The sequence below is a fragment of the Pseudomonas sp. URMO17WK12:I7 genome, from assembly GCF_003269045.1.
Classification (GTDB): domain Bacteria; phylum Pseudomonadota; class Gammaproteobacteria; order Pseudomonadales; family Pseudomonadaceae; genus Aquipseudomonas; species Aquipseudomonas putida_J.
Genome location: NZ_QLTL01000021.1, coordinates 49,184 through 72,092, shown reverse-complemented (window position 1 = coordinate 72,092; position 22,909 = coordinate 49,184). Strand labels below are relative to the sequence as shown.

General features: G+C 61.6%; 24 protein-coding genes and 1 pseudogene. 9 read left to right on the top strand and 16 right to left on the bottom strand.

Translation table 11 applies throughout. The annotated features are described in order from the left end of the window. Positions 1-293: 293 nt before the first annotated feature. Both H040_RS24160 and grxD read left to right on the top strand, forming a co-directional pair. Complete coding sequence (locus H040_RS24160) at positions 294-2,402, top strand: molybdopterin-dependent oxidoreductase (RefSeq protein ID WP_027918974.1); 2,109 nt, start codon at positions 294-296, stop codon at positions 2,400-2,402. A 91-nt stretch (positions 2,403-2,493) separates the two neighbouring features. Then, entirely contained in the window at positions 2,494-2,829 is a 336-nt protein-coding gene (grxD, locus tag H040_RS24155; RefSeq protein ID WP_027918973.1) for a Grx4 family monothiol glutaredoxin, read from the top strand. 55 nt (positions 2,830-2,884) lie between these two features. On the opposite strand, the gene bfr is transcribed toward grxD, so the two are convergent. Beyond that, complete coding sequence (bfr, locus tag H040_RS24150) at positions 2,885-3,358, bottom strand: bacterioferritin (protein WP_003258014.1); 474 nt, start codon at positions 3,356-3,358, stop codon at positions 2,885-2,887. A gap of 201 nt (positions 3,359-3,559) precedes the next feature. Then, on the bottom strand, positions 3,560-3,781 hold the full coding sequence (locus tag H040_RS24145) for a bacterioferritin-associated ferredoxin (protein ID WP_027918972.1): 222 nt from the start codon (positions 3,779-3,781) through the stop codon (positions 3,560-3,562). Between the two features lie 213 nt (positions 3,782-3,994). On the opposite strand from H040_RS24145, the gene H040_RS24140 reads away from it, so the two are divergent. Beyond that, complete coding sequence (locus H040_RS24140) at positions 3,995-4,597, top strand: peroxiredoxin (protein WP_027918971.1); 603 nt, start codon at positions 3,995-3,997, stop codon at positions 4,595-4,597. A gap of 126 nt (positions 4,598-4,723) precedes the next feature. Here the strand turns inward: H040_RS24140 and rnt are convergent, their stop codons facing one another. After that, positions 4,724-5,335 (bottom strand): ribonuclease T, encoded by a 612-nt coding sequence (rnt, locus tag H040_RS24135; RefSeq protein WP_371260249.1) that lies wholly within the window; start codon positions 5,333-5,335, stop codon positions 4,724-4,726. A gap of 59 nt (positions 5,336-5,394) precedes the next feature. After that, positions 5,395-6,441, bottom strand: coding sequence for a dihydroorotase (gene pyrC, locus H040_RS24130; RefSeq protein ID WP_027918969.1), 1,047 nt, complete (start codon positions 6,439-6,441; stop codon positions 5,395-5,397). A gap of 130 nt (positions 6,442-6,571) precedes the next feature. Between pyrC and H040_RS24125 the strand changes: the two genes are divergently transcribed. Together H040_RS24125 and H040_RS24120 are read left to right on the top strand one after the other, a co-directional pair. Further along, positions 6,572-7,486 carry a flagellar protein MotY gene (locus H040_RS24125; RefSeq protein WP_027918968.1) on the top strand — a complete coding sequence of 305 codons (915 nt, stop codon included), beginning with the start codon at positions 6,572-6,574 and terminating at the stop codon, positions 7,484-7,486. Positions 7,487-7,895: 409 nt separating this feature from the next. Continuing rightward, entirely contained in the window at positions 7,896-9,113 is a 1,218-nt protein-coding gene (locus tag H040_RS24120; RefSeq protein WP_027918967.1) for an argininosuccinate synthase, read from the top strand. Between the two features lie 72 nt (positions 9,114-9,185). Here the strand turns inward: H040_RS24120 and H040_RS24115 are convergent, their stop codons facing one another. Beyond that, the gene (locus tag H040_RS24115; RefSeq protein ID WP_027918966.1) at positions 9,186-9,626 is read right to left on the bottom strand and encodes a hypothetical protein; all 441 of its coding nucleotides are present in this window, start codon (positions 9,624-9,626) and stop codon (positions 9,186-9,188) included. A 307-nt stretch (positions 9,627-9,933) separates the two neighbouring features. Here H040_RS24115 and H040_RS24110 point away from each other — a divergent pair, with 307 nt between their 5' ends. Next, entirely contained in the window at positions 9,934-10,560 is a 627-nt protein-coding gene (locus H040_RS24110; protein WP_027918965.1) for a response regulator transcription factor, read from the top strand. A 44-nt stretch (positions 10,561-10,604) separates the two neighbouring features. Here H040_RS24110 and H040_RS27550 read toward each other — a convergent pair whose 3' ends face one another. The 8 genes and pseudogenes from H040_RS27550 to metG all read right to left on the bottom strand — a co-directional run bounded on the left by H040_RS27550 (position 10,605) and on the right by metG (position 16,948). Next, positions 10,605-10,781: a PA3496 family putative envelope integrity protein gene (locus H040_RS27550; RefSeq protein ID WP_027918964.1), complete on the bottom strand. Its 177-nt coding sequence runs from the start codon at positions 10,779-10,781 to the stop codon at positions 10,605-10,607. Between the two features lie 104 nt (positions 10,782-10,885). After that, a complete protein-coding gene (nth, locus tag H040_RS24105) occupies positions 10,886-11,524 on the bottom strand; it encodes an endonuclease III (RefSeq protein ID WP_027918963.1) in 639 nt (212 codons plus the stop codon). Between the two features lie 4 nt (positions 11,525-11,528). Then, positions 11,529-12,047, bottom strand: coding sequence for an Rnf-Nqr domain containing protein (locus H040_RS24100; protein ID WP_027918962.1), 519 nt, complete (start codon positions 12,045-12,047; stop codon positions 11,529-11,531). Further along, a complete protein-coding gene (locus tag H040_RS24095) occupies positions 12,040-12,642 on the bottom strand; it encodes an RnfABCDGE type electron transport complex subunit G (RefSeq protein ID WP_027918961.1) in 603 nt (200 codons plus the stop codon). The genes H040_RS24100 and H040_RS24095 overlap by 8 nt, the downstream gene beginning before the upstream one ends. Then, positions 12,639-13,610: an RnfABCDGE type electron transport complex subunit D gene (locus H040_RS24090; RefSeq protein ID WP_027918960.1), complete on the bottom strand. Its 972-nt coding sequence runs from the start codon at positions 13,608-13,610 to the stop codon at positions 12,639-12,641. The genes H040_RS24095 and H040_RS24090 overlap by 4 nt, the downstream gene beginning before the upstream one ends. 22 nt (positions 13,611-13,632) lie before the next feature. After that, positions 13,633-14,274: pseudogene (locus tag H040_RS24085) on the bottom strand (RnfABCDGE type electron transport complex subunit B); the annotation flags it as partial. Next, positions 14,271-14,819, bottom strand: coding sequence for an Rnf-Nqr domain containing protein (locus tag H040_RS24080; protein ID WP_027918959.1), 549 nt, complete (start codon positions 14,817-14,819; stop codon positions 14,271-14,273). The pseudogene H040_RS24085 and the gene H040_RS24080, both read right to left, overlap by 4 nt. Positions 14,820-14,908: 89 nt before the next feature. Continuing rightward, positions 14,909-16,948: a methionine--tRNA ligase gene (gene metG, locus H040_RS24075; protein WP_027918958.1), complete on the bottom strand. Its 2,040-nt coding sequence runs from the start codon at positions 16,946-16,948 to the stop codon at positions 14,909-14,911. A 156-nt stretch (positions 16,949-17,104) separates the two neighbouring features. On the opposite strand from metG, the gene apbC reads away from it, so the two are divergent. Further along, positions 17,105-18,199 (top strand): iron-sulfur cluster carrier protein ApbC, encoded by a 1,095-nt coding sequence (gene apbC / locus H040_RS24070; protein ID WP_027918957.1) that lies wholly within the window; start codon positions 17,105-17,107, stop codon positions 18,197-18,199. Between the two features lie 116 nt (positions 18,200-18,315). On the opposite strand, the gene H040_RS24065 is transcribed toward apbC, so the two are convergent. Beyond that, positions 18,316-18,525: a cold-shock protein gene (locus tag H040_RS24065; protein WP_003254922.1), complete on the bottom strand. Its 210-nt coding sequence runs from the start codon at positions 18,523-18,525 to the stop codon at positions 18,316-18,318. 328 nt (positions 18,526-18,853) lie between these two features. Here H040_RS24065 and dcd point away from each other — a divergent pair, with 328 nt between their 5' ends. After that, positions 18,854-19,420, top strand: a complete 567-nt coding sequence (gene dcd, locus H040_RS24060) for a dCTP deaminase (protein WP_012313046.1) — start codon at positions 18,854-18,856, stop codon at positions 19,418-19,420. Between the two features lie 99 nt (positions 19,421-19,519). Continuing rightward, the gene (locus H040_RS24055) at positions 19,520-19,747 is read left to right on the top strand and encodes a hypothetical protein (RefSeq protein WP_027918956.1); all 228 of its coding nucleotides are present in this window, start codon (positions 19,520-19,522) and stop codon (positions 19,745-19,747) included. Here the strand turns inward: H040_RS24055 and pdeM are convergent, their stop codons facing one another. Both pdeM and H040_RS24045 read right to left on the bottom strand, forming a co-directional pair. Next, a complete protein-coding gene (pdeM, locus tag H040_RS24050; protein WP_027918955.1) occupies positions 19,748-20,407 on the bottom strand; it encodes a ligase-associated DNA damage response endonuclease PdeM in 660 nt (219 codons plus the stop codon). It lies immediately after the preceding gene. Further along, positions 20,404-22,854: a ligase-associated DNA damage response DEXH box helicase gene (locus H040_RS24045; RefSeq protein ID WP_027918954.1), complete on the bottom strand. Its 2,451-nt coding sequence runs from the start codon at positions 22,852-22,854 to the stop codon at positions 20,404-20,406. The genes pdeM and H040_RS24045 overlap by 4 nt, the downstream gene beginning before the upstream one ends. Between the last annotated feature and the right edge of the window lie 55 nt (positions 22,855-22,909).

The following is a 22,909-nucleotide window of genomic DNA, read 5'->3' as shown; positions in this document are numbered from 1 at the left end:
GGACGAAATGGGAAAGGCGCAATACTATAATTAAATGTCGCCTGAAACCAAGAGGGGAAACAGCAGCTCGTTTCAAAGGATGTTGCAAAGGGTGTCGTAACCCTGGAGCCAGTGCTGTTTTTTATTTGTTACAGACGGTTGTACACGGCTAGCTGGCAATTTGGCAAATGCCTGTCGTAAATCGTACGCCTGATGTCGCGGGATTCACGCCGCGAAGTGCGATGGTCGTCGCGAGTGCTGCGGCGCATAGTCATGGCTCCACGACTCCCTACAACAGCAAGGCAGAGGCGGCCATGACCAAGACCCTGCACCACCGTGCCTGTCACCTGTGCGAAGCAATCTGCGGCCTGAATATAGAAGTCAGCCATGAAGACGACGGGCGGGCGCTGATCAGCTCGATCAAGGGTGACCCCGCGGACCCGTTCAGCCGCGGCCACATCTGCCCCAAGGCAGTCGCCCTGCAGGACATTCAGAACGACCCGGACCGCCTGCGCCAGCCTCACCGGCGGGTAGGGGGCGAGTGGCAGCCAATCGGCTGGGACGAGGCTTTTGCCTTGGCCGCCGACAGGCTGTGGGCTGTCCAGCAGGCTCACGGGCGCAATGCCGTAGCGGTCTATCAAGGCAACCCCAGCGTGCATAACTATGGGCTGATGACCCACAGCAACTACTTCCTCGGCCTGCTCAAGACCCGCAATCGCTTTTCCGCCACCTCGGTCGACCAGCTGCCGCAACACCTGACCAGCCATCTGATGTACGGCCACGGCTTACTGCTGCCGATCCCTGATATCGACCACACCGACTTCATGCTCATCCTCGGTGGCAACCCGCTGGCCTCCAATGGCAGCATCATGACCGTGCCGGATGTGGAGAAGCGGCTGAAGGCCCTGCGCGGGCGGGGTGGTCGCCTGGTGGTGGTCGATCCCCGGCGCAGCGAAACCGCCGCCATGGCCGACCACCATCTGTTCATCCGGCCCGGTGGCGATGCCGCCTTGCTCTGCGGCCTGCTCAACACGCTGTTCGAGGAGCATCTGGCGCGTGGCTCGCATTTGCCGGTGAGCGGCCTGGAGCAAGTGCGTGAAGCGATCTTGCCGTTCAGCGCAGAGGCGATGAGTGCTCACTGCGGCATACCCGCAACCCAGATACGCCAACTGGCGCGGGACTTTGCTGCTGCAGACAAGGCAGTCTGCTATGGGCGCATGGGGGTCTCGACCCAAGCGTTCGGCACGCTGTGTCACTGGCTGGTGCAGGTGATCAACCTGATTACCGGCAACCTCGACCGAGAGGGTGGGGCGTTGTGTACCGAACCTGCGGTCGATCTGGTGGCAACCACTTCGGGTGGTCATTTCAATGCGTGGCAAAGTCGGGTTTCGGGCCTGCCTGAATACGGCGGCGAGCTGCCGGTGGCAGCCCTTGCCGAAGAGATGCTGGTCCCCGGGGAGGGCCAGGTGCGCGCCCTGGTGACAGTAGCCGGCAACCCGGTGTTGTCCACGCCCAATGGCCGGCAGCTGGATGCGGCGCTGGACGGGCTGGAGTTCATGCTCAGCATCGACCTCTATATCAATGAAACTACCCGCCACGCCGACCTGATCCTGCCTTCGACTTCGGCGCTGGAAAATGATCATTACGACAGCACCTTCAACCTGCTGGCCGTACGCAATGTAACCCGTTTCAATCGCGCCATCCTGGCCAAGCCGGAAGGTGCGTTGCATGACTGGGAAATCTTCGTGGGCCTGGCGCAGGCGTTCGCCGAGCGTGCCGGACTTGCATTGAAACCGACCTGGCCGCCGGCGCAGATGATCGATGTGGCCTTGCGCAAGGGCCGCTATGGCGAAGGCACCGAATGGAATCTCTCGCTGCCGGCCTTGGATGAGCACCCCCATGGGCTTGATCTGGGACCGCTACGGGCCAACCTGGCGTTGCGCCTGGCGACCGCCAGCAAAACCGTCGAGGCGGCGCCGCAGGTGCTGCTGGATGACCTGCAGCGGTTGGCCTTGCAGGCACCGCCTGCGCCGGGCGAGTTGCTGCTGATTGGTCGCCGCCACGTGCGCAGCAACAATTCATGGATGCACAACTTTCATCGCCTGGTCAAAGGCAAGCCGCGCCATCAGCTGCTGATGCACCCGCAAGACCTGCAGCAACGGCAACTGCAGGATGGCCAGCGGGTGCGTATCCGTTCACGCACCGGCACGCTGGAGGTCGAGGTGCAGGCCTGTGAAGACATGATGCCGGGGGTAGTCAGCCTGCCCCATGGCTTCGGCCACGGCCGCCAGGGCGTGCAGTTGCAGGTTGCCCGGGCACAAGCGGGTGTAAGTGCCAACGACCTCACGGATGAACGCCTGCGTGATCAGGTTTCCGGTAATGCTGCGCTCAATGGCGTCCCCGTGCAGGTCGAGGCCGCATGAGCAACGGTAAGGCCGAGCATGCTGCTCGGCTTTCCGATACAATGCGTCACCGTGCCGACGACAGTGTCGGAAAGTTCAGCCGAGGTGCTACATGGATATCATCGAAACGATCAAAGAGCAGATTGCCAACAACACCGTTCTGCTTTACATGAAAGGCTCGCCGAATGCCCCGCAGTGTGGCTTCTCCGCGCGTGCTTCGCAGGCCGTGATGGGTTGCGGCGAGAAGTTCGCCTACGTCGACATCCTGCAGAACCCGGAAATCCGAGCCAACCTGCCAAAATACGCCAACTGGCCGACCTTCCCGCAACTGTGGGTAGCCGGTGAGCTGGTTGGCGGTAGCGACATCATGCTGGAAATGTTCGAGAAGGGTGAGCTGCAGACCCTGATCAAGGAAGCGGCTGCCAAGGCCAAGGCTTCCGAAGCCTGATATCAGGCCGCCATAAAAAACCCGCTCAAGGCGGGTTTTTTTATGGCTGGAGAATTTACTCTTCGCCCATCTGCGATTGCAGGTAGTTCTCGATGCCGATCTTGTCGATCAGGCCAAGCTGGGTCTCCAGCCAGTCGATGTGCTCTTCCTCGGATTCGAGGATGTCTTCGAGCATGTCACGCGACCCGAAGTCGCCGGCGGTTTCGCAGTGCGCGATGGCAGCTTTCAGGTCGACCAGGCCCTTCTGTTCGATCTTCAGGTCGCACTCAAGCATCTCTTTGGTGTGCTCACCGATCAGCAGCTTGCCCAGGTCCTGAACGTTCGGGATACCTTCGAGGAAAAGAATACGCTTGATCAATTTGTCAGCGTGTTTCATCTCGTCGATCGATTCTTTGTACTCGTGCTTGCCGAGCTTGTTCAGGCCCCAATCTTCGTACATGCGCGCGTGCAGGAAGTACTGGTTGATCGCGACCAGCTCGTTTCCGAGGATCTTGTTGAGATGCTGGATGACGCTTACGTCGCCTTTCATGCCGGGTTCCTGCCCTGTAGAAGTGTGCCAATGCAGGGAAGTTTGAGCCCGATACTAAGGGCTGTCAAACCTAAGTTATTGAATAATAAGTGAAAATTAATAGGAATAAGAATGTTTGTGAACCGCGTTGGAGCGCTAACTTATTGATATACAGGCATAAAAAAACCGGACACAAGGTCCGGTTCTTCAAATTCGGTAACATCAGGCAGCAGTAAATTCCACTGGGTAGGGCAGGGCGGCGTGCTGGCTCACCTGCAATTCGGTGAGGGTCTCGCGGACCACCTGCTTGGCCAGGCAGGCGCATTTGCCACACTGGCTGGCGACGTTGGTCGCAGCTCGGACTTCCTTGTAACTGCAGCATCCTTCATAGATCGCATCGCGGATCTGTCCGTCGGTGACGCCGACACAAAGACACACATACATAGGGCTGACCATCGCTGGTTGAGTCGATGGGTTGGAGCTTAATGTTAATGAGAATGCTTGTCAAAGGACTTTCTGAGAGGGCCGTGCTTGAGCGACCGACGGTTGCATTCGGCCTGTCACGGCAAGCCGTGTATGATGGTCGGCCTTTGTTGGATGTCGGGCAAGCCTGCCTTGGCCCGGCAAACGGTTCTTCACCCTCATCTGGAGATTACAATGAGCGTACTCGTTGGCAAACAAGCCCCCGACTTCACCGTCCCGGCCGTCCTCGGCAACGGCGAGATCGTCGACAGCTTCAACCTGGCTTCGGCCATCAAGGGCAAGTACGGCCTGGTGTTCTTCTACCCACTGGACTTCACCTTCGTCTGCCCGTCCGAGCTGATCGCCCTGGACAACCGCATTCCTGACTTCCAGGCGCGCAACGTTGAAGTGATCGGCGTTTCGATCGACTCGCACTTCACCCACAACGCCTGGCGCAACACCCCGGTCAACGCCGGTGGTATTGGCCAGGTCAAGTACACCCTGGCAGCCGACATCACCCACGAAATCTGCAAGGCCTACGACGTTGAGTCCGAAGGCGGTGTAGCCTTCCGTGGCGCCTTCCTGATCGACACCAACGGTGTTGTCCGTTCGCAGATCGTCAACGACCTGCCACTGGGCCGCAACATGGACGAACTGCTGCGCCTGGTCGACGCTCTGCAATTCCACGAAGAGCACGGCGAAGTCTGCCCTGCCAACTGGAAAAAAGGCGACCAGGGCATGACCGCTTCGCCAGAAGGCGTTGCTGCTTACCTGAGCGAGAACGCTGGCAAGCTGTAATTGCCACGCGCATAAAAAAACCGGCCCATGTGGCCGGTTTTTTTTGCTTCAAGTTTCAAGCTGCAAGTAAAAAGCCCAGCGCATGCGGCCTGTTTTCCTTGAAGCTAGAAGCTTGTGGCTTGCAGCTCAATCGTTGAAGTCGCGCCAGCCGCCCATTTCTTTCCAGCGGTTGACGATGCCGCAGAACAGTTCGGCAGTTTTCTCGGTGTCGTAACGCGCCGAGTGCGCCTCACGGCCGTCGAAGTCGATGTCGGCGCTCTGACAGGCCCGCGCCAGTACGGTCTGGCCATACGCCAAACCCGCCAGGGTCGCGGTGTCGAAGCTGGAGAACGGGTGGAACGGGTTACGCTTGATATCGTTGCGGCTCACTGCCGCATTGAGGAAGCCAAGGTCGAAGCTGCTGTTGTGGCCGACCAGGATCGCCCGTTTGCAGCCGTTGGCTTTCAGTGCCTTGCGCACGCCGCGGAAGATGTCGGTGAGCGCGCTTTCTTCGCTCACGGCCATACGCAGTGGGTGGTCCAGCTTGATGCCGGTGAACTCCAGCGCGGCGGGCTCGATATTGGCCCCTTCGAACGGTTCGACCCGGTAGAAGTAGGTGTGCTCGGGGAACAGGAAGCCTTTCTCGTCCATGCCGATGGTCACTGCGGCGATTTCCAGCAAGGCGTCGGTGGCGCTGTTGAAGCCGCCGGTCTCGACATCCACCACGACTGGCAGATAGCCACGGAAGCGCTCAGCCATCGGGTGGCGCGAGCCGCTGCCGACCTGGCCGTCCTGGTCGTCTTCGTAGAGGTCTTCGCTCACGCGTTGTCCTCCAGCAGGCGCCAGCGCAGTTTTTCACCGGCACGCAGCGGGATCACGGTCTGCTCGCCAAACGGCAGGCTGTCCGGGGCAGTCCACGCTTCGCGGACCAGGGTGATGGTATCGGTGTTCGCTGGCAGACCGTAGAAAGCCGGGCCGTGCAGGCTGGCGAACCCTTCCAGCTTGTCCAGTGCATTGCGTTGTTCGAACGCCTCGGCGTACATCTCGATCGCCGCATAGGCGGTGTAGCAGCCGGCGCAACCGCAGGCGGCTTCCTTGGCGTGACGGGCGTGCGGAGCCGAGTCGGTGCCGAGGAAGAACTTCGGGTTGCCACTGGTGGCCGCGTCCAGCAGCGCCACCTGGTGGGTGTTGCGCTTGAGGATCGGCAGGCAATAGAAGTGCGGGCGGATACCGCCAACCAGCATGTGGTTGCGGTTGTACAGCAGGTGCTGGGCAGTGATGGTGGCGCCGACGTTGGCTGGGGCCTCGGTCACGAACTGCGCGGCATCACCGGTGGTGATGTGTTCGAACACCACTTTCAGGGTCGGGAAGCGCTCGACCAGGCGGCGCATGTGCTCGTCGATGAAGCGCTTCTCGCGGTCGAACACGTCGATTTCGCTGCGGGTCACTTCACCGTGCACCAGCAGCGGCATGCCGACCTCGGCCAGCGCCTCGATGGCCGGGAAGATGTTGTCGATGCTGGTGACGCCCGAATCGGAGTTGGTGGTGGCGCCGGCGGGGTACAACTTGGCGGCGTACACGATCCCGCTGGCCTTGGCCGCGCGGATGTCCTCGGGGCTGGTGCGGTCGGTGAGGTACAGCACCATCAGCGGTTCAAAGCGGCTGCCGGCCGGGCGGGCGGCAAGGATGCGCTCGCGGTAGGCGCTGGCTTCAACGGCATTGCGCACCGGCGGGACCAGGTTGGGCATGATGATGGCACGGGCGAAAGTACGCGCCACATCGCCAACGGTATGGGGCAAGACGGCACCATCGCGCAGATGGATGTGCCAGTCGTCGGGACGCAGGAGGGTCAGGCGATCGGACATTGGGAATTCCAGGCGGGTCGAACTCAGGCCCCAATGCTACCGGAAAACCCCGGGCCGAGCACGGCTATCAAGTTTTCCGGCGAGCGTCCGATAGCCTGCCTGTAAGCCGTCAGAATTTGTGGAGCCGCCCGTGCGCCAGCGTTACCTAGCCCTGTTGACCCTTGTCGCCAGCCTGCCGGCCGGTGCACTGACCTTCCAGACCCGCATGGAGAATGTCGCCTGGAAAGTCGAGGGTGACCAGTTCGAATGCCGGTTGATACAGCCGATCGACGGTTTCGGCAGTGGTGAGTTCGTGCGCAAGGCCGGTGAACAGCCGGTGTTCCAGCTGCGTTCGGCCAGCAACGTGCTGGGCGCAGGTTCCGCCACCTTGCTGGCGGCCGCTGCCCCTTGGCAGCCGGGCCGCGGTGATGTGAACCTCGGCGCCGTGCGCATGGCCCGCAGCGGCGTGCTGTTCAGCTCGTCACAGAGCCAGGCCAGCCGCCTGATCAATGGACTGCTCGATGGCCGCAGCACAGTGGTGCGCAATTACACTGGCGAAGGTGGGCGGGTGATGGAAGTGCGGGTATTGCCGGTAAGCTTCGCCAAGGCATACAGCGACTATCAGGTGTGTGCAAGCAAGATGCTGGCGATGAATTACGACCAGGTTCGCCAGACCCAGGTCGGCTTCCCGGGCGGTGGCTTCGACCTGGACGCCGATGCCCGCGCGCGGCTGGACGTGATCCTCGATTACCTCAAGGCCGACCCGACAGTGAACCACATCGAACTCAACGGCCATTCCGACAATAGCGGCAATCGACTGACCAATCGCGACACTTCGCGGCGCCGGGCTTTGGCCGTTGCCGATTACTTCAAGGCCCATGGTGTGCCTGAAGATCAGATCCTCGTGCGCTTCCATGGCGAGCGTTATCCATTGGTGAAGAACAACAGCCCGGCCAATCGGGCGCGCAACCGTCGTGTGAACATCGAACTGGATCGCGTGGCGCAGGTGGAGAAGCCGGTGGAGAAGCCGGTACAACAGGCTGCGCCGGGGGCTAAAGCGCTCTGAGTTGCCCAGAGCTTGCGGGTGTATGCCTTATCAGTTTCAGCGCCTGTGAGATCGAGCGCCGCCCGCGCGGCGCATCGCGGATGAATCCGCTCCTACATTTGTTGCAACGTGCCGAACCTGTTATGCCATGGTTGCCAGCCTTGGCGCATGACTTGAGCCGTGTAAACCGGCTGACAACCATGGCCTTACAGGCGTGGCACGTTGCATTAGAGGAGCGGACTCATCCGCGATGCGCCGCGCGGGCGGCGCTCGGTGTCACTGGCGCTGAAAACGTTGGGCATGAACAACCAGACGTCGCGCCACTGACAGTTCCTGTCGCTTTGTCGTCAGAAGCTGTCGCCCCACTGTAAATTTATCCGCAAGGCCGGTAGAATCGGTCCTTTTCCGTACAACCCCGTGGAGTGATGGCATGGCGGACGTAAAAAAGGTCGTACTGGCGTATTCCGGCGGCCTTGATACTTCGGTGATTCTCAAGTGGCTGCAGGACACCTACAACTGCGAGGTGGTGACCTTCACCGCTGACCTGGGTCAGGGCGAAGAAGTCGAGCCGGCTCGCGCCAAAGCTCAGGCGATGGGCGTAAAAGAGATCTACATCGACGACCTGCGCGAAGAGTTCGTGCGTGACTTCGTCTTCCCGATGTTCCGCGCCAACACCGTCTACGAAGGCGAGTACCTGCTGGGTACTTCCATCGCTCGCCCGCTGATCGCCAAGCGTCTGATCGAAATCGCCAACGAAACCGGCGCCGACGCCATTTCCCATGGCGCTACCGGCAAGGGTAACGACCAAGTCCGCTTCGAGCTGGGTGCCTACGCGCTCAAGCCAGGTGTCAAGGTCATTGCCCCATGGCGCGAGTGGGACCTGCTGTCCCGCGAGAAGCTGATGGACTACGCCGAGAAGCACGGTATCCCGATCGAGCGCCACGGCAAGAAGAAGTCGCCGTACTCGATGGACGCCAACCTGCTGCACATCTCCTACGAAGGCGGTGTCCTGGAAGATACCTGGACCGAGCACGAAGAAGACATGTGGCGCTGGAGCGTCTCGCCAGAGAACGCCCCAGACCAGGCTACCTATATCGAACTGACCTATCGCAATGGTGACATCGTCGCCATCGACGGCGTCGACATGAGCCCGGCCACCGTGCTTGCCGAACTGAACCGCATCGGCGGCGCCAACGGTATCGGCCGTCTGGACATCGTGGAAAACCGCTATGTGGGCATGAAGTCCCGCGGCTGCTACGAAACCCCTGGCGGCACCATCATGCTCAAGGCCCATCGCGCCATCGAGTCGATCACACTGGACCGCGAAGTCGCTCACTTGAAAGACGAGCTGATGCCGAAGTACGCCAGCCTGATCTACACCGGCTACTGGTGGAGCCCGGAGCGTCTGATGCTGCAGAAGATGATCGATGCTTCGCAGGTCAACGTAAACGGTGTTGTGCGCCTGAAACTGTACAAGGGCAACGTCACCGTGGTGGGTCGCAAGTCAGACGATTCGCTGTTCGATGCCAACATCGCCACCTTCGAAGAAGACGGCGGCGCCTACAACCAGGCCGATGCTGCTGGCTTCATCAAGCTCAATGCGCTGCGCATGCGCATCGCAGCCAACAAAGGCCGCGGGATGCTCTGAGCATCTGGCTGAACTGGCAACTGAACCCCGGCCTTGGTCGGGGTTTTTTTTGCCTTCTGGTCACTGCTCTGATCAATGCCCATGGGATAAACCCTCAGGCAAGCGGGTGATCGAAAGAACGATACATTGGTGTAGTTCCATGTTGCACAAGCGCAACTCTCTATTCTCGGTAGGCTGCTGGGCAATGGCTTGCATCACTTGTTGTTGAATCATCTTCTGCGCGTCAGGGCCAGAAAACATCATGGTTACAGATTCTTGAGTATCGGTACGCCCCGTCAGTTCGGGCGTGCTCTTCTGCTCGGCTGGGTCGGGCTTGTAAAAGGACTTGTAGTTGAAATTCAAGGTGAGGAAGAACAGCGCAGTGAGAAAGAATGGAAACCCTACTAGGAACCATGTGTAGTACGTCTGACTTTTTTCGCTGAGAAAAGGCAATGTTGCCAAGGCAGAAGCTTCAATGATGCCAGCGAAGATGGCGATTATCGTCAACGGAGCAACAGGTTGGTTATCGATCATGTAATGGCCTCCTGCATGTTCGGCTTATCAATAACCGACTGAACGCCTCAACTAAATTGTGGACTTTTTCCGGGGGAGGTAATTTGTCCACAAGGTCAGTGATGCGCGCGGTTGGATCATTACTCCTTCGCGTATTCGCAAGTTTTTTCGAGGAAATTTTATAAATTTTTTCTTGTAGGAAAATTCCCAAACCGATGTAGGGTTCATCTATTCGGCTATTTGATCGAGAAATGGACGCGCCATTGAGCGTTGTGCTCGGTTATGGTGAGGCAGTCGTCAAAGCAAAATAACGAATGATGGATATCGCATGAATAAAGTCCTTATCGTGGATGATCATCCGGTCATACGCTTGGCAGTGCGCATGCTGATGGAGCGGCATGGGTACGACGTAGTCGCGGAAACCGACAACGGCATAGAGGCCTTGCAGCTCACGCGTAAACACCTTCCCGATATTGTCGTACTGGATATTGGTATTCCAAAACTCGATGGGCTGGAGGTCATCGCCCGCATGGCAGCTGCCAGCCCTGGCAGCCGTGTGCTGGTATTGACCTCACAGGCCCCCGGGCATTTTTCCATGCGCTGCATGCAGGCGGGGGCCGCTGGCTATGTGTGCAAGCAGCAAGAGCTCACCGAGCTGCTCAGTGCTATCAAAGCCGTGCTCTCCGGTTACAGCTACTTCCCCAATCAGGCCTTGCACAAGTCGCGTGGCCGGGTAGGGGGCGCAAGCGAGTCTGAGATGGTCGATCGCCTGTCGGCAAGGGAGATGATGGTACTGCAGCAGCTTGCTCGGGGGAGGTCCAACAAAGAGATCGCCGACAGCATGTTCCTCAGCAACAAGACGGTCAGCACCTACAAGACCCGTTTGTTGCTGAAGCTCAATGCCCACTCGCTGGTGGACTTGATCGAGCTGGCCCGGCGTCATGATCTCAGCTGAACCGCGCATGCACAAAGCCTCCGCGAAGGAGGCTTTGCATGGGATTACAGGTCGTAGTCGAAATCGGCGAGTTGCCGTTGCAGGCGCCGTTCTTCGAGGAGGTTGTCTATGGTGCGACGCTTGCTCAGGTTGGTCTTCGCGGTTTCCACCTGAGGCTCGGCTTCGTCGTCAGCGGTGGCAAAGTCATCTTCGATCGACAGGTCGTCTTTATCGGTACTCATGAGTCGCTCCAAGCCAATGGGCCATTGGCCGTCCTTATAGCGAGAAAGCGGAGTTCGGTAAAAAAGATTTTTTCAATCGCACGGCAACAGTTTTTGCTATTGGCTCAATCATCGGCGGTCTTGTGCTTGTATTCGCAAAGGTCTTCGATGCGGCAGCTGCCGCAACGTGGCTTGCGAGCCTGGCAAACGTAGCGGCCATGCAGGATGAGCCAGTGGTGGGCATCGAGCAGGTAATCTTTGGGGACGAACTTGAGCAGTTTCTTCTCGACTTCGAGCACAGTCTTGCCGGGTGCGATGCCCGTGCGGTTGCTGACGCGGAAGATGTGCGTGTCAACGGCCATGGCCGGTTGGCGGAAGGCGGTGTTGAGCACCACGTTGGCGGTCTTGCGGCCAACGCCTGGCAACGCTTCCAATGCTTCCCGCGTCTGCGGGACTTCGCCGTCATGGCGTTCGATCAACAATCGGCACGCCTCGATGACATTCTTGGCCTTGCTGTTGTAGAGGCCGATGGTCTTGATGTAGTCGCTTAACCCCTCGACCCCCAAAGCATGAATAGCCTGCGGTGTATTGGCGACCGGGAACAGGCGCGCGGTGGCTTTGTTGACGCCGACATCGGTGGACTGAGCAGAAAGCGTCACCGCAACCAGCAGCTCGAAAGGGGTGGTGTAAGCCAGTTCCGTTTTCGGGTCGGGATTATCTTCGTGCAGCCTGCGAAAGATCTCCAGGCGTTTGGCGGCATTCATGGGGTCAACGCTTTCCTTGACGACGTGTGAGGGTGGGGCCTAGCCAATTGTACAAGGCCAGCAGGGTGCCGAGCAGTAGCAGTGCACCTGCCGGCAGGTTGGCCAGATGCATGCCCGCAACCTGGTCCAGCCATTGGCGACCAGCACCTAGCAGCAGGCAGGCGAGCAGCACGCCAGGCAAAAGGAGCAACAGTTGCCGCCAGCGGCCTGCGCTTGGCAGCAGTATGTCGAGAGCAAGGCATTGCAGGCAGATAAGGGCTGGGAAATAGCCAAGCGCCAGCGCCAATGGCAATGCCCAGGCGCGCAGCGCCAGTTGCAGGCAACTGACAAGCGCAGCAAGCAACAGCAGGCTTGCCAGCCAGTATTTCGCGCCGCGAAGTGTTGCCCGCAATGGGCTTAGCAAGCATTGGTGGAGGAGCGGCAGCACGAGCATGCACATGCCGATGGCAAGAGCCTGAGGCAGCGTTCGCGTTGCGCCAAGCAGTGGAGCCAGGCCGGTTGCCAGCAAGCAGAATCTATTCATGGTCGGGTGCTCCGAGCAGTTCGCTGCGATGCTGGTCAAAATAGCGCAATGCCTCTTGTTGGGCGTCGATGACTGCCCGAGAAGTAACGGTTGCACCGGCCAACTGGTCGAAGTCGCCCTGGTCGCGCCGGATCGCCCAGTGGTCGCCAAGGCCATGCTTGGCAAACTGCTCCAGCCAGCCAGACTGCGGATCGGCAATCTGGGCGCCCAACCCAGGGCTTTCCTGCTGTTCGACCACCCGAGTGCCGATCAGGCGGCCAGCGGTGTCGATGGCAATGGTCAGCCTGATAGGGCCGGCGTAGCCCTGTACCTGGCTTACCAGCACGATGGCGGTTGGCGAAGTGCCGCGTGTTGCGCGATAGGCGGCGAGTATCTTGCTATGCAGCGGCTGGTCGGCCGGCAATGCCAACGCGCTGTCCAGCGGGTGGTTGTCGTAGTTTTGCGTCGGCAGGGCTGCGAGGAACTGGCTAGCCCGCAACTGGCGCTCGGCATCGACGATGGCGGGGCGGGTCCAGTATTGCCAGGCCAACGTCACCGCCATCGCCGAGCCACCGAGGGCAAGTAGCAGCAAGGTGCTGCGAATGGGCGCGATCATGGCAACGCCTGCTGGCGCCGCGAGGCGAACCGATCCAGGGCGGGCGCGGTCAGGTTCATCAGCAGGATGGCGAATGCCGTGCCATCCGGGTAACTGCCCCAAGTGCGAATCAGGTAGATCAGCGCGCCTGCGCCAAAGCCGAACAGCAGCCTGGCCAGATTGGACTTGGGGCCGGACACAGGCTCAGTGGCGATGAAAAACGCTGCCAGCATGGTTGAGCCGCTGAACAGGTGCAGCAGTGGCGAGCCGTTCGAATCCGAGCCTGAGCCATTCCAGGCCAACAGGCTGAACAGAAACAGCCCGCTCAGCAGGCCTGCCGGGGCATGCCAACTGATGACCTTGCGCAGCCACAGAAACAACCCGCCGAGCAGCAGGGCCAGGTTGATCCATTCGCTGCTGCTGCCGCCGACATTGCCAAAACCGGGGTGGCTGGCGAACAGCTCGTCGATGGTCAGGCTGCGATTGTGGCGCAGGCCGTCGAGAATGGTCGGTCCCGCCCAAGCATCGATCTGGGTAGCGCTGCCAGACACTAGCTGAAGGCTGTCGATAAAGCCAAGGGCCTGGCTGGGCCAGTGAGTCATTTGCAGTGGAACGTTCAGTAGCACACATGCGTAACCGACCATCGCCGGGTTGAACAGGTTGCGGCCCACTCCGCCGAAGGCCTGCTTGCCGACGCCGATGGCAATGCATGCCGCTGTCACGGGCAACCACCAAGGCGCCGCTGCTGGCAGGGCGAGGGCCAGCAGCACGGCCGTCACCAGGGCGCTGCCATCGTTCAATGCCGGCAGAACAGGCAGGCGGCGTACTGCCAGCAGTGCCGCTTCGCAACCCAGAGCGCCACTGGCGCACAGCAACAGGCTGAACAGTACCCCCCAACCCTGCGTCCAGAACGAGGCGAGCAAGCCGGGTATACAGGCCAGCAGCACCAGGCCCATGGCCCTGCGTAATCGTGGGTCAGGGCTTGTCATGTTCAGGCCCGGCCGCTGTGTGCGCGGCATTGGCGGCGGCGGTTTGTTGCGCCTTGATGCGTTCGAGGGCGGCCTTGATCGGGTCTGCCGCGCCTTTGGCGGCTTCGGCCGCACGTGCCAGGCGCTGCGCTTCCCGGCGCGCCACATCGCGTTGCAGGCGGGCGCTTCGCTGTTCATGGCGCTGGCGGGCTTTATCGCGGCGCTGGCGGCGGGCCTGCAGTTGCTCGGGGGTATGGGCCAGGCCGCTGACAATCGGCACCACCGCCGCCGGCAGTGGGCGCATGTCGATGCAGTCGACCGGGCAGGGCGACAGGCAAAGGTCACAGCCGGTGCATTCGTTGGCGATGACCGTGTGCATCAGTTTTGCGGCACCGATGATGGCATCGACCGGGCAAGCCTGGATGCACTTGGTGCAGCCGATGCATTCGGCTTCGCGAATATAGGCAACCTGGGGCGGTGCGCTGCCCCGTTGCGGGTCCGGCGCCAGCAGCGGTACCTCGAGCAGCGCGGCCAGCGCGGCGATGGTTTCGCTGCCGCCCGGCGGGCACTTGTTGATTGCCTCGCCTGCAGCCAGGCCTTCGGCGTAGGGCCGGCAGCCATTGTGGCCGCATTTTCCGCATTGGGTCTGCGGCAACAGGGCGTCGATACGTTGAATCAAGTTCATTGCGTGAAAAGTCCGTTGAAACCCGAGAACGCCAGGGCCATGACACCCGTACCGATCAATGTAATAGGCAGGCCGCGCAGCGCGGCCGGTATTTCAGCGTGCTGACTGCGCTGGTGCAGGTCGTCAAACAGCGTCAGCGCAAGCCAGAAGCCGAGGCCGGCCAGTATCCCCACGCTCAACGTTGCAAGCGCGCCAGTGCGGGTTCCCGTCACTTGCAGTGCCAAGCCCAGCAGCAATGCATTGCCCAGCATCGGTCGCGCAAGGTGCCGGGTGGGCCACTGCGGACGAAGCGTTGCCAGCATCTGCGGCAGTCCCCATGCGAGCAGTCCCAGCCAGGGCAGGAGCAGGAACAGGCGCAGGTCCTGCGCATGCAAGGGCACTACGATCACGCGCTCGAGCACTTGCCCGCCGATTACCCCGAGCGCTGTCGACATGGCACCTGCCAGGCCGCACACGTGCAGCCGCAGCCGGCTTGGCGGCTGTTTTTGCAAGAGCAGATGGCTGACCAGCGCAGCGCTTGCCAGGATCAGCATGTAGTCGTTCATGTGAATGACGATAGCCGGGAAACGCCTTGCACGTCCGGCATTGGCGCAGCAGATGGAGCTGCCCCGGCGGTGAGGCCGGGGCAGTGGGGTTACTTGATGCGCTGACCTGGCTTGGCGCCGCTGTCAGGGCTGAGCAGGTAGATCTCTTCGCCGCCAGGGCCGGCCGCCATGACCATGCCCTCGGACACGCCAAAGCGCATTTTCCGCGGCTTGAGGTTCGCCACCATCATGGTCAGGCGGCCTTCCAGCTTGGACGGGTCCGGATAGGCCGACTTGATTCCGGAGAACACATTGCGGCGCTCGTCACCGATGTCCAGGGTCAGTTGCAGCAACTTGTCGGCCCCAGGCACGGCTTCGGCCTTGACGATCAGCGCGACGCGCAGGTCGACGGCGGCAAAGGTGTCGAACTCGATTTCGGTCGACAGCGGGTCTTTGCTCAGCTCGCCATTACCAGCTGGTGCCTGTGCTTCGGCGGCCAGCAGGTCTTCCTTGCTGGCTGCGACCATGGCTTCGACCTTGGCCGGCTCGATGCGGCTCATCAGCGCCTTGAAGGGGTTCAACGGGTGGTTTTCCAGGCGCGATTGATGGTCGTTCCAGGTCAGCGGGGCGACGTTGAGGAACGCTTCGGCGTCGGCGGCCAGCAGCGGCAACACTGGCTTGAGGAAGATCACCAGCTGGCGGAACAGGTTGATGCCCTGGGCGCAGATGGCCTGGACTTCGTCCTGCTTGCCTTCCTGCTTGGCCAGCGACCAGGGCGCCTTGTCGGCGATCCAGGCGTTGGCACGGTCGGCCAGGGCCATGATTTCGCGCATTGCACGGCCGAAGTCGCGGCCTTCATAGGCCTCGGCGATCGACGGGGCTGCGGCGAGGAAGGCCTCGGTCAGCTCCGGCGCTGCGTCGCCCGCGACCATCACGCCAGCATTGCCCTTGTGGATGAAGCCTGCGCAACGGCTGGCAATGTTGACGACCTTGCCGACCAGGTCGGAGTTGACCTTCTGCACGAAGTCCTCGAGGTTCAGGTCGAGGTCATCGACGCCACGGCCAAGCTTGGCGGCGTAGTAGTAGCGCAGGTATTCCGGCTGCAGGTGGTCCAGGTAGGTGCGAGCCTTGATGAAGGTGCCACGCGATTTGGACATCTTCGCGCCGTTGACGGTCAGGTAGCCGTGCACGTTGACCGCGGTCGGTTTGCGGAAGCCGGCGCCTTCGAGCATGGCTGGCCAGAACAGGGCGTGGAAGTTGACGATGTCCTTGCCGATGAAGTGGTACAGCTCGGCCTTGGAGCCTTCGTTCCAGAAGGCATCGAAGTCCAGCTCAGGGCGGCGGGCACAGAGGTTCTTGAAGCTGGCCATGTAGCCGATCGGCGCGTCCAGCCAGACGTAGAAGTACTTGCCTGGCTCGCCTGGGATCTCGAAGCCGAAGTAGGGCGCATCACGCGAGATGTCCCACTCCTGCAGGCCGGAATCCAGCCATTCGGCGAGCTTGTTGGCCACGGCATCCTGCAGGGTGCCGCTGCGGGTCCACTGCTGCAGCATGGCCTGGAAGTCTGGCAGCTTGAAGAAGAAGTGCTGGGAATCGCGCAGTACCGGCGTGGCACCGGAGATTGCCGACTTGGGGTTTTTCAGTTCGGTTGGGGCGTAGGTGGCGCCGCACTTCTCGCAGTTGTCGCCGTACTGGTCTTCAGCCGCACATTTCGGGCAGGTGCCCTTGATGAAACGGTCGGCGAGGAACATGCCCTTTTCAGGGTCGAAATACTGGGTCACCGAACGGGTGGCGATGTGCCCGGCGTCACGCAGGCGTGAGTAGATAAGGCTCGACAGCTCGCGGTTTTCGTCACTGTGGGTGGAGTGGAAGTTGTCGAAGTCCACCAGGAAGTCTGCGAAGTCGCCGCTGTGCTCGGCCTGGACATTGGCGATCAACTGCTCGGGGGTGATGCCTTCCTTTTCGGCGCGCAGCATGATGGCCGAACCGTGGGCATCGTCGGCGCAGACATAGATGCACTGGTTGCCGCGCAGCTTCTGGAAGCGCACCCACATGTCCGTCTGGATGTACTCCAGCATATGGCCAAGGTGGATGGATCCATTGGCATAGGGCAGGGCGCTGGTGACGAGAATCTGACGTGGCTCGGACATGGTGGCTCGGCTACTTATCTGGCTCGGGTAAAAATGAGGGTGATCGGCCACTATAAAGGGCCGGCGAAGATATTTCACCCCAAGCACGCATCTGCTGACGATTGACGGGTTACGATAGGCGTCTGTTTCGTACTCTGTTTGCCAATGGGAGTGTCCATGAGTGTCGTCACCCGTGCCGCCGTCGAAGGCGTGCTTCGCCAGTACACCGACCCTTACCTGAACCAGGACCCGGTCAGCGCCGGCTGCGTGCGCGCTATCGACATCCAGGCTGGGCAGGTCGCTGTGCAGTTGCAGCTGGGCTATGCCGCCGGCTTGTTCAAGAACGGCTGGGCCCAGGTGCTGCAGACCGCGATCGAAAACCTCGACGGTGTCAGCTCGGCTCAGGTATCGATCGACTGCCAGGTCGCCGCGCACAAGGCCCAGGCCCAAGTGCCGGCCATGGCCAACGTCAAGAACATCATCGCCGTGGCCTCGGGCAAGGGCGGGGTCGGCAAGTCGACCACGGCCGCCAACCTGGCCTTGGCCCTGGCCCGTGAAGGTGCCCGCGTGGGCATTCTCGATGCCGACATCTATGGCCCCAGCCAGGGCGTGATGTTCGGTATCCCCGAGGGTACCCGCCCGCAGATTCGCGAGCAGAAGTGGTTTGTGCCGATCAAGGCCCACGGCGTCGAAGTCATGTCCATGGCATTCCTCACCGATGACAACACGCCGATGGTCTGGCGTGGGCCGATGGTCTCGGGTGCATTGCTGCAACTGGTGACCCAGACTGCCTGGGACGACCTGGATTATCTGGTCATCGACATGCCGCCGGGTACCGGCGATATCCAGCTGACCCTGGCGCAGAAGGTGCCGGTGGCCGGCTCGGTGATCGTCACCACGCCGCAGGACCTGGCCCTGCTGGACGCCAAGAAAGGCGTGGAGATGTTCCGCAAGGTCAACATCCCGGTGCTGGGTGTGGTGGAGAACATGGCCGTGCACATCTGCTCGAACTGCGGCCATGCCGAGCACCTGTTTGGCGAAGGCGGTGGTGAGAAGCTGGCGGCGCAGTATGGCGTCGACCTGCTGGCCTCGCTGCCGCTCTCGATGCTGATCCGCGAGCAGGCCGACAGCGGCAAGCCGACGGCGATTGCCGAGCCGGAAAGCCAGATTGCCATGGTCTACCAGGAACTGGCGCGCCAGGTGGGCGCACGGATCGTGCTGCAGGAAGCGGCGGCGCCGGCAATGCCGAGCATCACCATCAGCGAGGACTGAAAACCGCACGAGCTGCTTCGCGGGCTTGCCCGCGAAGCAGGCTCAGCATTTCAGTGAGGCATAAAAAAACCCGCCAGAAGGCGGGTTTTTTTGAAAGCTAGGAAGCTGAGATCGACTTAGGCGATCTGAACTTCTTCAGCCTGCATGCCTTTCTGGCCGCGGGTAGCGACGAAAGTAACAGCCTGGCCTTCTTTCAGGGTTTTGAAGCCGTCAGCTTGGATGGCTTTGAAGTGCACGAACAGGTCGTCGCCCGACTGAGGGGTGATGAAGCCGTAGCCTTTCTCATCGTTGAACCACTTAACAACACCGGATTGACGGTTGGACATTTTTCTGTCTCCTTGGACAATTTGATAACGGTCAGGAAAAACCCTGGCCGGGACTGAGCGCAAAGAGAGCAGAAAATTCAGCGATGGGCCGATCAGGATCGTGCATCAAACTAGAGATTCTCGGTGTCACGTGCAGCACAGTGGCGTCACCTTACCCCACTTTCCGCGAGCTGCCAATGGTCTGTGAACGCTTTACGCAAATTCAGATCGGCGGCGGCTACAGCCCCCGTCCGGCGCGGGATGTGGCATGGAACTTTAACCCAGGCGCCGGGACCGGTAATATGCGCGTCTGGATTTTCCCCTCGCAACTCTTCAGGACACCCCCGCCATGAGCATCAAATCGGACAAGTGGATTCGCCGCATGGCGCAGGAACACGGCATGATCGAACCGTTCGTCGAGCGCCAGGTGCGCGGCGAACACGACAGCCGGGTCATCTCCTTCGGCGTCTCCAGCTACGGCTACGACGTGCGTTGCGCCGACGAATTCAAAGTGTTCACCAACATCAACTCGGCCACCGTCGACCCGAAAAACTTCGACGCCGGCAGCTTCGTCGACGTCAAGAGCGATGTCTGCATCATTCCGCCAAACTCCTTCGCGCTGGCCCGTACTGTCGAGTACTTCCGCATCCCGCGCAACGTGTTGACTATCTGCCTGGGCAAGAGCACCTACGCCCGTTGCGGGATCATCGTCAACGTCACCCCGCTCGAGCCGGAGTGGGAAGGCCACGTGACCCTGGAATTCTCCAACACCACCACCTTGCCGGCGAAGATCTACGCCAACGAAGGCGTGGCGCAGATGCTGTTCCTCGAATCCGATGAAGAGTGCGAAGTGTCTTACAAGGACCGTGGCGGCAAGTACCAGGGCCAGCGCGGCGTCACCCTGCCGCGCACCTGATCCGACGAGCGAGGGGAATTACTTTCCCTGCTGGCACTCCAAGAATTTGAACAGTGCCGAATACGCATGCAGCGTGTCGGCCCTCGTCAGGAGCTGCCAATGAAACTCGACCCCGTAATCACTGCGAAGCTGGCTGTACTGCAGCCCAACCAGATCGGGTTGCTGGCCTGGTCACTGCTGGCGCACCCGCTGCCCATGCAGGCCGGCGGCGTGCCGCACCAGCCAGATCCCGATACGCCGCAGCCGGCAGAGCCCGGTGAACATCCGCCGATGGAGCCGGGTGAACCTACCCTTCCCGACGAGCCGCCACCTTCTCCGGTTGCCTGATCAGAGGGCAAGTGCCCAGACCTGATCGTCGCCAGCGAGAAAAACGCGGCCGCTCAGGCCCGGCTGGACCAACCATCCCCCGGTGAATTCACCAAATGCCGGCAGCAGGCTGACCTGAGCATCGATCAAGAAGCAAGGTAGCCTGAGCTTTTGTCGTGCCCGCCCGCGCAGCACGAACACCGGATGCACGTGCCCGGCCAGCACTGGGTGGCTGGGGTGAGGCAGCGGTTCGTGCTGCAGGGCAAAGGGTTCCAGCAGCAACGGTTCGTCCCGCACCTCGATCCCCAGTGCCAGAGGCGGGTCACCGGCGTGGCGATCATGGTTGCCACGCACCAGCACTACCTTGAGCCTGGCATGGCGGCTTCTCCATGTGTGCAGACTGGCCAGCGTGGCAGGGGAATGCGCAGCACGTGCGTGAAGAAAGTCGCCGAGGATGATCAACTGCTCGCAATCATGGCTGTTCAGCAATGCATCCAGGCGTGCCAGGGTGGCGGCCGTGGTGCCTCGTGGAACAGGTTGATGCAATGCTCGGTAACTGGCCGCCTTGCCGATATGGACGTCGGCCACCAGCAGGGCGCGGCGGGCTGGCCAGTAGATTGCCTTGTCCGGTAACAGCCAGAGCGTTTCGCCACAGTGCTCGATGGGCAGATAAGTATTCATGGCCTGTTTGCCGCCTTCTCCAGGTCGGCCACCATTCGCGCAATGCGGTCGGCCAGTTTTTCTGTGCTCAAGGTCTCGCGCATGCCTTCCACCAACAGGGCGAACGCCAGCGGGCCAGGCCGCTGCAGTGCGCGCAGGTCCAATTGCAGGCCCTGCATCTTGAGCAACTGGCGATGCAGCCGCTCGATCTCCAGTTCTTCGCTCAGTACTTCATCGCGGGCCTGGCCGAGCAGCAGGTTGCCGGCATCATGTTTGCGGAACACCTCATAGAACAACCCGCTGGAGGCTTGAATCTGCCGTGTGCTTTTTTGCGCGGCCGGGTAGCCCCCGAACACCAGGCCGGCGATCTGGGCGATTTCGCGAAAACGCCGCAGCGCCATTTCGCCAGCGTTCAGGCTCGCCAGCACGTCCTCCAGCAGCTTGTCGCCCGACAGCGCCTCTGGCAGGCAACTCGCCCAATCCACACTGCTGGGGCTGAGCAGCTCGAAACCATAGTCATTCACTGCGATGGACACCGATAGCGGCTGCACCCGGCTCACCCGCCAGGCGATCAGATTGGCCAGGCCCAGGTTGGCCATGCGCCCTGCGAAAGGGTAAAGGAACAGATGCGAGCCCTGGCGCGATCCCAGCGTTTCGGCCAGCAGCGTGCCGCAGGTGGGTAAGGCCGACCACTGCGACTGCACGGCCAAAAGTGGCCGTACGGCCTGCATCTCCGGGCCGGTAAAGTGCCCATGCGCGGCTGCATCGAGTTGCTTGACCAGCGCGTCGGCCAGTTCACTGGACAGCGGCATGCGCCCGCCATTCCAGCGCGCCACGGCGGCCTTGCGTGCGGTACTGCGGCGTACGTAGGCGGTCATGCCTTCGACCCGCACCAACTCCAGGACCCGTCCGGCAAACACCAGGGTATCGCCAGGTCGCAGGCGGGCAATGAAGGCTTCCTCGACACTGCCCAGGTGCTTGCCGCCGCCACCCTTGCTCCAGTACTTGAGCTGCAGGCTGGCGTCGCTGACGATAGTGCCGATGCCCATGCGCTGGCGCCGTGCCAGGCGCTCGCTGGTCACCCGCCAGACCCCGTCTGGGTGCGCCTCTACCCGCTGATAATCGGGGTAGGCTGTCAAGGCGTGGCCACCGTGATTGACGAAGTCCAGGGCCCACTGCCACTGGTCGTCGCGCAGGTCGCGGAATGCCCAAGTGCTGCGAACTTCCTCAAGCAATTGACCAGGGCGAAAGCCACTGCCCAGCGCCATGCTGACCACGTGCTGGACCAGGACATCCATGCATAGGCGCGGCGAGCGACGCGCCTCGATATGGCCGGCAGCCAGTGCCGCCCGGGCAGCGGCGGCTTCCACCAGTTCCAGGCTATGGGTCGGTACCAGGGTTATGCGCGAGCGGCGCCCCGGTGCATGGCCAGAGCGGCCGGCACGCTGCATGAGGCGAGCAATGCCTTTGGCCGAGCCGACCTGCAGCACCCGTTCGACCGGCAGGAAATCCACGCCCAGGTCCAGGCTGGACGTGCAGACGACTGCCTTGAGTGTGCCCTGCTTGAGGCTCTGCTCGACCCAGTCGCGGGTCGCCCGGGCCAGTGACGCATGATGCAAGGCAATTTGCCCGGCCCAGTCGGGGCGGGCGTCCAGCAAGGCCTGGTACCAGAGTTCGGCCTGGGCACGGGTGTTGGTAAACACTAGGCTGCTGGTGCTGGCGTCGAGCTCATCGGCAACCTGGCCGAGCATCTTCAAGCCCATGTGCCCAGCCCAGGGGAACCGTTCGATGGCATCGGGCAGCAAGGTGTCGACAAGCAGCTGCTTGTCCTGCCGGCCTTTTACCAGCTCACCACCCTCTGGAAGCAGCACCTCAAGGGCGTGCGGCAGATTGCCGAGCGTGGCCGACAAACCCCAGGTCATCAGGCCGGGATGCCAGCGGCGCAAGCGGGCCAGGGCCAGTTGCAGCTGCACCCCGCGCTTGTTGCCAAGCAGTTCGTGCCATTCATCCACCACCACCAGGCGCAGGCTGGCAAAGTCATCGGCGGCCTGCGCCCGGGTCAACAGCAGGGTCAGGCTTTCCGGCGTGGTGATCAGGGCGCTTGGCAGGCGCCGGGCCTGGCGAGCGCGCTCGGCGCTGCCGGTGTCGCCACTGCGCACGCCGACCGTCCAGTTCAGGCCGAGCTCATCCAGTGGCATTTGCAGGGCACGCGCCGTATCGGCCGCCAGTGCGCGCATGGGGGTGATCCAGAGCACCTGCAGCCCTGCGGGCTGGCGCCCGGTGGCTGGCTTGGCGAAGGCACGCAGCGCTCCCAGCCAGAGCGCATAAGTCTTGCCCGCGCCTGTGCTGGCATGCAGCAGCCCTGATTCGCCACGGCCGACTGCCGCCCATATCTGGCGCTGGAAAGCGAAGGGCTTCCAGCCACGGGCGGTGAACCAGGCATTGGCGAGGTCGGCAGGGGCGGGCATGGCGGCGAGAGGTCCTGAGCAGGTTGTGCTTCTACAGACCACTTGCCCCATGCAT

Bases quoted from the DNA above. Each gene is read 5' to 3' on its own strand.
- H040_RS24160 (WP_027918974.1), top strand. From the start codon at position 294: ATGACCAAGACCCTGCACCACCGTGCCTGTCACCTGTGCGAAGCAATC.
- grxD (WP_027918973.1), top strand. From the start codon at position 2,494: ATGGATATCATCGAAACGATCAAAGAGCAGATTGCCAACAACACCGTT.
- bfr (WP_003258014.1), bottom strand. From the start codon at position 3,358: ATGAAAGGCGACGTAAGCGTCATCCAGCATCTCAACAAGATCCTCGGA.
- H040_RS24145 (WP_027918972.1), bottom strand. From the start codon at position 3,781: ATGTATGTGTGTCTTTGTGTCGGCGTCACCGACGGACAGATCCGCGAT.
- H040_RS24140 (WP_027918971.1), top strand. From the start codon at position 3,995: ATGAGCGTACTCGTTGGCAAACAAGCCCCCGACTTCACCGTCCCGGCC.
- rnt (WP_371260249.1), bottom strand. From the start codon at position 5,335: ATGGCTGAGCGCTTCCGTGGCTATCTGCCAGTCGTGGTGGATGTCGAG.
- pyrC (WP_027918969.1), bottom strand. From the start codon at position 6,441: ATGTCCGATCGCCTGACCCTCCTGCGTCCCGACGACTGGCACATCCAT.
- H040_RS24120 (WP_027918967.1), top strand. From the start codon at position 7,896: ATGGCGGACGTAAAAAAGGTCGTACTGGCGTATTCCGGCGGCCTTGAT.
- H040_RS24115 (WP_027918966.1), bottom strand. From the start codon at position 9,626: ATGATCGATAACCAACCTGTTGCTCCGTTGACGATAATCGCCATCTTC.
- H040_RS24110 (WP_027918965.1), top strand. From the start codon at position 9,934: ATGAATAAAGTCCTTATCGTGGATGATCATCCGGTCATACGCTTGGCA.
- H040_RS27550 (WP_027918964.1), bottom strand. From the start codon at position 10,781: ATGAGTACCGATAAAGACGACCTGTCGATCGAAGATGACTTTGCCACC.
- nth (WP_027918963.1), bottom strand. From the start codon at position 11,524: ATGAATGCCGCCAAACGCCTGGAGATCTTTCGCAGGCTGCACGAAGAT.
- H040_RS24100 (WP_027918962.1), bottom strand. From the start codon at position 12,047: ATGAATAGATTCTGCTTGCTGGCAACCGGCCTGGCTCCACTGCTTGGC.
- H040_RS24095 (WP_027918961.1), bottom strand. From the start codon at position 12,642: ATGATCGCGCCCATTCGCAGCACCTTGCTGCTACTTGCCCTCGGTGGC.
- H040_RS24090 (WP_027918960.1), bottom strand. From the start codon at position 13,610: ATGACAAGCCCTGACCCACGATTACGCAGGGCCATGGGCCTGGTGCTG.
- H040_RS24080 (WP_027918959.1), bottom strand. From the start codon at position 14,819: ATGAACGACTACATGCTGATCCTGGCAAGCGCTGCGCTGGTCAGCCAT.
- metG (WP_027918958.1), bottom strand. From the start codon at position 16,948: ATGTCCGAGCCACGTCAGATTCTCGTCACCAGCGCCCTGCCCTATGCC.
- apbC (WP_027918957.1), top strand. From the start codon at position 17,105: ATGAGTGTCGTCACCCGTGCCGCCGTCGAAGGCGTGCTTCGCCAGTAC.
- H040_RS24065 (WP_003254922.1), bottom strand. From the start codon at position 18,525: ATGTCCAACCGTCAATCCGGTGTTGTTAAGTGGTTCAACGATGAGAAA.
- dcd (WP_012313046.1), top strand. From the start codon at position 18,854: ATGAGCATCAAATCGGACAAGTGGATTCGCCGCATGGCGCAGGAACAC.
- H040_RS24055 (WP_027918956.1), top strand. From the start codon at position 19,520: ATGAAACTCGACCCCGTAATCACTGCGAAGCTGGCTGTACTGCAGCCC.
- pdeM (WP_027918955.1), bottom strand. From the start codon at position 20,407: ATGAATACTTATCTGCCCATCGAGCACTGTGGCGAAACGCTCTGGCTG.
- H040_RS24045 (WP_027918954.1), bottom strand. From the start codon at position 22,854: ATGCCCGCCCCTGCCGACCTCGCCAATGCCTGGTTCACCGCCCGTGGC.